Source organism: Chamaesiphon sp. VAR_69_metabat_338, assembly GCF_031423935.1.
Taxonomy (GTDB): domain Bacteria; phylum Cyanobacteriota; class Cyanobacteriia; order Cyanobacteriales; family Chamaesiphonaceae; genus Chamaesiphon.
The window spans coordinates 1-8,492 of record NZ_JANPGM010000766.1; the positions used below are offsets into that span (position 1 = coordinate 1).

At 44.6% G+C, this 8,492-nt stretch carries 6 protein-coding genes; all 6 read right to left on the reverse strand.

Features of this window, described 5'->3' with window-relative positions; genetic code table 11:
* Positions 1-211: 211 nt before the first annotated feature.
* Positions 212-1,324: an acyltransferase gene (locus RMO84_RS21170; protein WP_310490416.1), complete on the reverse strand. Its 1,113-nt coding sequence runs from the start codon at positions 1,322-1,324 to the stop codon at positions 212-214.
* A 98-nt stretch (positions 1,325-1,422) separates the two neighbouring features.
* The gene (locus tag RMO84_RS21175) at positions 1,423-3,003 is read right to left on the reverse strand and encodes a glycosyltransferase family 39 protein (RefSeq protein WP_310490417.1); all 1,581 of its coding nucleotides are present in this window, start codon (positions 3,001-3,003) and stop codon (positions 1,423-1,425) included.
* A gap of 166 nt (positions 3,004-3,169) precedes the next feature.
* Complete coding sequence (gene hepA / locus RMO84_RS21180) at positions 3,170-5,014, reverse strand: heterocyst formation ABC transporter subunit HepA (RefSeq protein ID WP_310490418.1); 1,845 nt, start codon at positions 5,012-5,014, stop codon at positions 3,170-3,172.
* Between the two features lie 239 nt (positions 5,015-5,253).
* Complete coding sequence (locus tag RMO84_RS21185) at positions 5,254-6,504, reverse strand: glycosyltransferase (RefSeq protein WP_310490419.1); 1,251 nt, start codon at positions 6,502-6,504, stop codon at positions 5,254-5,256.
* Between the two features lie 184 nt (positions 6,505-6,688).
* Entirely contained in the window at positions 6,689-7,636 is a 948-nt protein-coding gene (locus RMO84_RS21190) for an NAD-dependent epimerase/dehydratase family protein (RefSeq protein ID WP_310490420.1), read from the reverse strand.
* A 45-nt stretch (positions 7,637-7,681) separates the two neighbouring features.
* Positions 7,682-8,492, reverse strand: an 811-nt coding sequence (locus RMO84_RS21195; RefSeq protein WP_310490421.1) for a CpsD/CapB family tyrosine-protein kinase, incomplete at its 5' end; no start/stop codon positions are given.

Consider the following 8,492-nt stretch of genomic DNA (forward strand, 5'->3'; position numbering starts at 1 on the left):
GCTCATGGTGCGAAGTCCGCCTGTCTTGAAAAGGTGCTTCACTTGCGGCGTTTTTATTCGGGGGTTCCCCCCGAATAAGAAAACGACAAGACGGGCAAAGCCCAAGACCGCACTTTTCGCTACGCGGACTAGTTAATCAGTCCGCGTAGGCGGACTTTGCAACATCAGCCCCGATTTCAATCGGCGGCTGTCTGAGTCGCGACACGTATATCTAATTTTTTTCATAACTAAAGTGATGTTTAAGGTTATTAATTGGCTGCTCGATATAAAACCAAGAAAGTATTGAGATTATCAGCGATGCTACCAGTTTGAGGATAACTTCAACAGTTACAGGCAGCTTGTCAACGAATCCGATAATTTCAAATGTTTTAGAAAATATAGGATTCATAAAATAATGGTAAACGTACAGTCCGTAGCTGATTTTTCCCAAGAATACAATTGGTTCTAGTTCCATTACTTTGCCAAGTATCCCGCCAAATCCATCTGCCGCACGGCTCACCAGCCATACATAAAAAATAGCGACAACAGTTGGTTCGATCGAGAGATCGATCGCCTTGGAATTTGCGAACACAATTGAAAAAATGATTAACGGTAAACAAATCCACAAACCAAGATCGCACAATATTTGCTTGTGACGCGCATAGTAATTGTGGTGATGCGTAAAAAATGCGAGCAATCCGCCTAAGCCGAGGCGATCTAGAGATGTAAGTGGAAAAACATAGATCTGCTCTGTACTTAAGCCGATCGCATAGCAGCCAAATCTAGAGACGATCGCCAGACAAATTGCGGCGATAATTACTTTTAAAAGATGTTGCTTCGGCGTCAAGAGTATGACCAACGGCCAAATCAGATAAAATTGTTCCTCCGTTGCTAACGACCAGAAGTGACTGCTCGTTTGGTCGAAAGCACCTTGAATGAAGACCTGAATATTTGTTGTATAACTTAAGTGCCAAAAAAATATATCTCTGACTTTCTTAAACATGAGGGCAGTAACAACAAGCGTGAGATAGTAAATGGGGATAATCCGTAAAGACCGCCGGATATAAAATCTTCTAAGTGTAAACCCCAAACTTTGACGATCGTAGATCGTCGTATCTCGACATCTTAATAAAATACCCGTGATTAGAAAACCACTCAGTACAAAAAACAGGGGGACACCTGGAAACCACTCACTGATTGCTACATTAGCACTAACCAAAGAATTTGGAATATTGTGTGGGATAAAGTGCGATAACATGACACACACTACTGCGAATGCTCTGAGAGCATCTAGCTGAATCATGTAACCTTGTGACAACTTGGCAGGTTTGGTTATAGCTCTCATCAGTTCGCCTCGATTGACAAAGAAGTAGAGTTTTACAGAATCGATCGAGCAGCAGTCATTTATTCAGTTGACAGTCGATCGTATTTGACACTAAATTGTCATTTTTTTCGATAAACCCACAATATTTCATTGTTATTTTTCGATATTTTTATAGACTCGAATGCACTATTCTTGACAAACTGCTTCCAGCTAGGGGGAACTTGAGGAGAGTAAAAATAATAGTTTTTAAATCCATTCGGAATTGTCGGTGTTTTTGTCTCAGGCAGAAGTTGAATTTTGATATCTGAATTAAGCCGTTTACTCAACGCTAAGACTTTCATCGGGTTGTAATCATGAGGATTAGCAATTAATAGCGATTGGGAACCGGAATCGATCGAGTTAGCGTTTGTAACAATGGCTTTGTCTTTGCCATATGAATAGTTCATCGTCAAATTGATGGCACCAGCTAGGGTGGAGATCGATAGTAAAGTTGCAAAACCTATCTGCCAAAGTTTGCGATTAGTCGCCAGCATAGTTTGAGTAGCAAGTAGGTAGGCAACACATATTTCGATTCCTAAATAAGCCGGAGTTAAATATCGAGCGTTTGTCGATCGAGTCCCACCTTTGAGCAGATCTGGTATTGCTAAAAATAGCAGAGGGATAACAGTAAGTGTCAGGAGCAACAACCACACTTTTGGTTTAGTGTTACGAACAACAAAATAGATGGCATAGCCAGAGAAAAGGGTTGTAACGACCGCGACAAAATAATAGGTACTAAAGAACCCAATCCGAGGTAAATCTAGATTGAAAAATAGCATTCTGGGTAGAGTCAGCCAAGTTCTGAGCAGGTCTAATGGCGAGCAATACAGTCGATAAGTCCACGACATCGATCGATTGAATTCTGTCAAATGGGTCAGAAATGTCACGATCCACGGTACAAATGCCAGGATGCCAGCGATCGCAGCGGACATAAAAGCACGGAACGTACGATCTAAGCGGAAGTTGCCGATCGCCAACACATAAAATCCCTGAGCAAATAGAATAAAGATCGAAAATAGATGAGTATAAAAACTAAATACTAAGGTAACTGCATAGATACTCCAGCTTTGCCAAGTATTCAGTCGCATCGCTCTTAATAGAGTTTGACTGGAAATGAGAATTGCCACCATCCACAGACTATATTGTCTGGCTTCTTGGGCATATTCAATCAAGAAAGGCGAGAGCGCGGCAATAGCTACCCCAAAATATCCAACTCGGGGCGAACCAAATAATTCTAAACAGAGATAGTAAATACATGGCAGTATTAATAAACTTATTAGTGCCGAAAAATTCCGATATGCGGCAACAGAACTGCCGAAAAAATTCGCCCAAATCCTCAGCGCGGCGAAATACAGCGGTGGGTGTTCTGGTGTTTCTTCGGCTAAAGCTTTGATGGTATCGAACACACCCCGATCGGGATCGATTTCCTGGTAACGCTGCAAAGCCGACGGTGTGGTAATTTCTGAATTAAAAGCTGTTTTGATAAATTCTGCTTGCTTATAACCAGCTACTTGCAAGGATGTCAAAGCTTCGTCTTGCCAATACACTTTCAGATCCAAGTTGCCAAACCGGAACAGAATGCCAATTACGGCGACAACAATGATGAGATAGGCTTGAGCGGAAAACTTTAATTGAAAAATTTTTGAGTGAGAAATTTTCATAATTACAACCTCTTAAAATTAAATGTTGTATAGATGCGGATAGTTTGTCACTTAGATCCTAGAGAATCCCCCCAACCCCCCTTAAAAAGGGAGGCTAAATGCACTCTTAGTCCCCCTTTTTAAGGGGGATTTAGGGGGATTCAGATCTACGATCGAAGACATCTTTTTAAACCGCATGTTGTTGGACATATTGCATCTGGTGATATTTCCAGAGATACTGCTGCTGCTGGAGTAGCTCTTGGTAGGTGCCCTGCTCGACAATGCGCCCACGATCGAGTACAACGACTTTATCCGCCTTAGAGATGGTCGAAAGACGATGGGCGATCGCGATTGTCGTTCGCCCCCTCGCAAGCTGTTCGATCGATTCCTGGATCGCTCTTTCAGAAACAGAATCCAAGGCACTTGTCGCTTCATCCAAGATCAAGATTTCCGGATCGCGCAACAGGGCGCGCGCGATCGCAATACGTTGCCTTTGTCCGCCAGAGAGCCTGACACCACGTTCGCCGAGAATCGTCTCAAACCCTTGCGGCATCTCCTGGATAAATTCCAGCGCATTAGCCAGCTTGGCAGCCCGATAAATTTCGATATCGGTTGCTGTTGCTGTACCATAGGCAATATTGTTGCGGACAGAAGTATTGAAGATGAACGTATCTTGACTGACTACCGCTAACTTGCGCCGAAATGAATCGATTTCTAAGTGCCGCAGATCGACTCCATCGATCGAGATCGCACCAGCCGTCGGATCGTAAAAGCGGGGAATCAGATCGGCTAAAGTTGTTTTGCCAGCACCAGAAGCCCCAACTAGAGCAGTCACGCGACCGCGTTCGATCGACAGCGTAATATTTTGTAAGATCGGGCGACCGTCACCGTAGCTAAAATCAACATCAATAAATTCGATCGATCGCTTTAAGCCGATAAATTCGATCGTGCCATTGTGAAAATATGTCTTATTATCAGTTCTCAACACTTCTTCGATCTTCTGTCTAGAGCCATGCAGACTACTGAGTACCGCTACGGTGGCATTTACATCCTGAATAAATGGGACTAATCTAATCAGGATAAATAGAAAAGTTAGTAATGAAGCAACTGGCAATGCTCCATTAGTTAAAAAGCCATTAAAAGCCGCTAGAATCATCGTAATCAGAATTGTTGTAGCAATTCCTTCGGCTAACGGCTTCACCATTGCCCACAGCCTCACCATCTTTGCCGACGAGCTGACAACCCGTTCGCTGGCTCGATAATAACGCCTGCGTTCGTAGTCGTGGGTCGCAAACGCCCACACAGTCCGCATTCCGCCAATTAGTTCCACTACTGTGGTAGTAAAATCACCATTTGCCGTCGAAACCTCAAAACTCCCTTCGCGTACCCGCTTGTTCGCTGTAGACAAACCCACCGCCATCAAACCAAATAGTAGGAATGCCACGATCGTCAGTTGCCAGGAAATCAATAACATCGACACCAAGTAAACTAGAATCGCTAGACTCCTAGTGAATAAGAATGAGCCGCCATTAAATACTTGCTTGAAGCGTTCTATCTCCGCAGTGATAGTATTAATTAATTCGCCTGAATTTGAAGTTGAAAAGTAGCTCAAACTTACCGCCTGGAGCTGTTCAAAAATTCGCTTGCGGAGCCGATCTGTCAAATGAAGCTGGGAAAGTTCTGTATAAAGTTGAGCTAAATAATTAAATAGTGCCCGCGTACAAGTACTCAGCCAGATCGCCGCAGAGATCCGATACAATCGACTGGTAGCCGAAGTATTGACACCTAAAAACCACAGATCGAACCAATTAATACCGGTTTTGAGTGGTGCTGCATTGGGACTTGTCAGATTCTGTAAAAAGGAGAGGAGAAAACCCAATCCAATTCCCTCAAAAGCGGCTGCAAGTACCGAAAATATAATGGCTAAGAGTGCGATCTTGGGAAAATATTTAAACTCCCGCAAGATCGGATGGTTATGCCAAAAATTAGTGGCTTTCAATAAAAATCGAACAGAGGTAGTAAGTTTAGACATAAGCTGTTCGACATCTAAATCGAGTTCTCGTGGATAGTGAATAGTGGATAGATCGTAGGGTGCGTTACGCTGTTGCGGTAACACACCGAAGCATAAATATATCGATCTAAACCGATAAGTTTGATTGACTGCCTTCCTAACGAGATCTGCTTCAAAAAATATATTGTAAAAGTAAAAACAAAATCTTTTTTAATATTTCTTCTCCTAAAGCCTAAAGCCTAAAGTCTAAAGCCTAAAGTCTAAAGCCTGACTTTCGCAGGAAGTCCAAAGATGGCATCGAGTTTGGTATAAATAGCCGCGCTTGCATGTTGACTGGCATATGTTTTAGATATTTGCACTGACAATCGATCGGCTAGCTCTGGTACGTGGATGAGATGCAAAACTCGATCGGCATAAATAGCCGGATCGTCGGTAATAAAAGCATTCACTCCATCAACTAAACTTAAAGCTGATGCTGAATGAATTGTCGTGACGATCGGCATGGCATAAGCCATCGCCTCTACCAACTTAAACTTCGTCCCCGCGCCCGATCTCAAGGGGCAAATTACTAATCTCGATCGCAGATAAAGTTCGGCCAGATCGGGAACGTAACCCAAGCAAGTCACATGTTTAGCTAATGTTGATTCGACTCTAACTGCAGCCGATATTTTACCTGCGATCGCGACTTTGAGATTGGGTTCGCGCTCGACAATCTGGGGCAAAACTTCACCCAGGAAGAATTGCAAACCTTCACGATTGGGTTGATTGTCAGATCCCACAAATAAGACATCATACTCAAATAACCGCTCTAGATAAGGAATCAAATTATTACCACTATCTAAGCCATTTACCTGAGAGGGAATAAAGTGCAGTTTGTCAGGCGGGAGTTCTTTGGCGAGGATATCTCGCTCGAATTGGGAATCGACAATTACCTTGTCAAATCGATCGAGCAAAGCGATCTCTCTGGCAAAGTTTGCTTCATAGTCAAACTTCAAGTTTTTAGAGAAGTCGATGTTCTTTCTGACTAGCCTAAAGCGGGTAGTAATATCGTGAATATCGATAACTGTCTGAATAGACGATCTCCAGTTACTAGCTAAATGGGCATAGTCAAGATTGTTAATCCAGATGAAATCATAACTGCGCCGCGTCAATAATTCGTTTAAATACTTAATATAACCAGGCGGTGTAAAATAATCCGAATCAACGGGAAGTTGTTGACGTAATAATCGTTGATGATAGAAACTTTGACTGCGGCTATAAATAAAATCAGACCAATTAGATTCTCCCTGATAAACGAAAATATTATCGACAAATTTCAAGACATCGAGCTGGCGATCGGCATTCCATTCTGGTCTGCCAAATTTATTACCCGCGATCGCATCTACCGCAAATCGATCGCGGCGATCGTGGAAATATTTGAGCATCCCCAAGACGCGACCATTAGTGCCATTTAAGGCATCTGGTGGATTGGAGATTGGCAAGTGAAATAAAATTTTTTGTCGATCGCTCATAAGTTAAATATTGGAAAAAGCGAAATTAGTGAGAATCCCCCTAAATCCCCCTTAAAAAGGGGGACTTCCGGATCCGGTTCCCCCCTTAAAAAGGGGGGTTAGGGGGGATTTCTAGGGTTTATGCTTAAAAATTGAGTTTTCAGACATCCTTTTAGCAATTAGATCTATCTCCTTACTTCGATCGCTAGCCAATCGAGACAAGCGGTTGGTGTTCGATTAAAGTACTAATCCCCTGCTTGAGACTAATTTTTGGTTCCCAATCGATAAAATTTTTCAGCTTAGTAATGTCAGCGAGCAAATGCATTCGTTCGACCTTGCGGACTCTCGCCGGATCGACTTCGATCGCGATTTTTTCGCCTAATACTTGCTCGAATGCCGCGACTACTTCGGTGACTGAGTATTCGATCCCGCGACCGAGATTAAAGATGTCTATTCCTCGATCGAATGCGGTCAGCAATTTGCCGATCGCCCGAGCCATATCGGAGGTATGGATAAAGTCGCGCTGGGGATCGAGATTGCCTAATTGAATGGTGCGGCAGCCAGCATTAATCTGTCGCTGAATTTCGGGAATTACGTGAGCATTCGTCTCGTTGGGGCCAAAGGCATTGAAGAATCGACAGACGATCGTCGGTACGGAGGTGAGTAAGTGAAATTCATTCATCAGATGCTCGCCTGTGAGCTTAGATAAGCCATAGATGTCTGTAGGTGCGGGCAGATGAGTCTCGGAAATGGCTCGATCGGAGATCGGATAGACTGCCGCAGTGGAAGCAAAAAATACTTTTTCCAGATTGCGGACATTTTTGGCAGCATCAAGTAGATTCATCGTCCCCTGAATATTGACTTGGGCGGCGGCGACTGGATGCTGGTTGCAGTAGGGAATAAAATGGATCGCCGCTAGATGCACGATCCAGTCGGGACTAATGTGGCTGACAACTTTGGCTAGTTCGAGTCGATCGAGCAGATCGATCTCGAAAAAGTGCGGATCGGGGAGATCGATAAACTGGCGATTGCCAAATGATAAATTGTCGATCGCATAAATCTCATGCCCGCAATTTTGCAGTGCGGCGATCGTCGCCGAACCGATGAAACCTGCGCCCCCAGTCACTAACACCTTCTTAATTCGCTCGGTCATATCTTTAAGTGATAATATTAATTGCGCTCGATCGTTGAGTCGATTTCAATGCCGTTTGAAACTAGGTTGCAAAGACATTGCCTGAGAATTGGGGGCATAGCGATCGGGTGAGTAGTGGACGCCATTGGGAATCAGCCCGACTACATTCAACTGACCGAGCATCGTTGCAGCTTGAGTTAAGTGTTGGCGATTGATGCTCCCGAGCCGCTCGACCAACACGACCCCACTACACACAGAGGCGACCAGCATCGTATCCACAATCCCCAATAGCGGCGGCGCATCGATGACGACCAGATCGTAGTCGGCCTCCAGTTCCCCGATCAGCTTGACCATCCGGCGCGAACTGAGTAGTTGAGCCGGATCTGTGGGTGTCGGCCCTGCTGTGAGGACTGCCAGATTAGGGTTCGATGCCAGAGTTTGAATGAGTTTTTCGGCGGGGATTTTCACCTCAGCGGTTAACAGTGTTGACAAGCCGAGATCGTTAGGTAAGTTGAGTTGGGTATGCACGCTGGAGTCGCGAAAATTTGCGTCGATCAGTAAAACCCGCTTGTGCAGGCGAGCGGCACTGATAGCTAGCCCCAGTGCCACTGTCGATTTGCCTGCGTCGGGTAAGATCGAAGTGACCGCCAGCGATTTGAGAAACGTGGCCGACTCCTGCATTTCGATGTTTTTGCATACCAGATCGATCGACTCGCGGAAGGGCAACCAGTTGATGACCTGCCAGATTGAAGGTGTCGAGGCTCCACGGAATGGCAAGCTCAATCCCGACTGAGTGCTGTTTGAGAGCAACATTTTCGGTATGGCACCGAGCACGGGCAGGCGAGTGTGTTGTTTGAGGTCGTCGAGCGAATGGAGC

Bases quoted from the DNA above. Each gene is read 5' to 3' on its own strand.
- hepA (WP_310490418.1), bottom strand. From the start codon at position 5,014: ATGTCTAAACTTACTACCTCTGTTCGATTTTTATTGAAAGCCACTAAT.
- RMO84_RS21185 (WP_310490419.1), bottom strand. From the start codon at position 6,504: ATGAGCGATCGACAAAAAATTTTATTTCACTTGCCAATCTCCAATCCA.
- RMO84_RS21190 (WP_310490420.1), bottom strand. From the start codon at position 7,636: ATGACCGAGCGAATTAAGAAGGTGTTAGTGACTGGGGGCGCAGGTTTC.
- RMO84_RS21170 (WP_310490416.1), bottom strand. From the start codon at position 1,324: ATGAGAGCTATAACCAAACCTGCCAAGTTGTCACAAGGTTACATGATT.
- RMO84_RS21175 (WP_310490417.1), bottom strand. From the start codon at position 3,003: ATGAAAATTTCTCACTCAAAAATTTTTCAATTAAAGTTTTCCGCTCAA.